1 pseudogene is annotated in these 1083 nt (G+C 67.1%); it reads left to right on the top strand.

The features are described 5' to 3' along the window. A pseudogene (locus RU01_RS18015) lies at positions 1–1083 on the top strand (pyruvate carboxylase); the annotation flags it as partial.

Genomic DNA, 1083 nt, shown 5'->3' with positions numbered 1-1083 from the left:
TCGAGGATCTGGGGTTGCGGCAGGAGGACATCCGGATCCGGGGTGCGGCGATGCAGTGCCGCATCACGACGGAGGACCCGGCGAACGGGTTCCGCCCGGACACCGGCCGTATCACCGCGTATCGGACGCCGGGCGGTGCGGGCATCCGTCTCGACGGCGGGACGACGTTGGGTGCGGAGGTGTCGGCGTACTTCGATTCGATGCTGGTGAAGCTCACCTGCCGTGGTCGCACGTTCGAGGACGCGGTGGCGCGGTCGCGGCGGGCGTTGGCGGAGTTCCGTATCCGCGGTGTCTCGACGAACATCGGCTTCCTGCAGGGACTTCTGCAGGACGAGGACTTCCGTGCGGGCAACGTCACGACGTCGTTCATCGAGGAGCGACCAGAGCTGTTGACGGCGCGGTCGTCCGGCGATCGCGGTACCAAGATCCTGACCTACCTCGCGGACGTGACGGTGAACAAGCCGCACGGCGAGCGCCCGAGCACGGTCTACCCACAGGACAAGCTGCCGGACATCGACCTCTCCGTCGCACCGCGCGACGGATCACGCCAGCGGTTGCTCGAACTCGGCCCGGAAAGCTTCGCCCGCGATCTGCGTCAGCGAAAGGCGTTGGGCGTCACCGACACCACGTTCCGTGACGCCCACCAGTCGTTGCTGGCGACACGCGTGCGGACGTCCGGGTTGTTGATGGTCGCCCCCTACGTCGCACGCACCACCCCCGAACTGTTGTCCATCGAGTGCTGGGGCGGTGCGACGTACGACGTGGCGTTGCGGTTCCTGCACGAGGATCCGTGGGAGCGGTTGGCGGCGTTGCGGGAGGCGGTGCCGAACATCGCTCTGCAGATGTTGCTGCGTGGGCGTAATACCGTCGGTTACACCCCGTACCCGGAGCGGGTGACGACAGCGTTCGTGGAGGAGGCGGCGGCGACGGGTGTGGACATCTTCCGCATCTTCGACGCGCTGAACAACGTCGATCAGATGCGCCCGGCCATCGACGCGGTCCGTGAGACGGGCACGACGATCGCCGAGGTGGCGATGTCGTACACCGGTGACCTGTCGAACCCCGGCGAGAAGCTCTACACCC

This window comes from Rhodococcus sp. MEB064, assembly GCF_000834565.1.
GTDB lineage: Bacteria > Actinomycetota > Actinomycetes > Mycobacteriales > Mycobacteriaceae > Rhodococcoides.
Note: the sequence above shows the minus strand (reverse complement) of the source record. Positions and strands in the feature narration are given on the sequence as shown.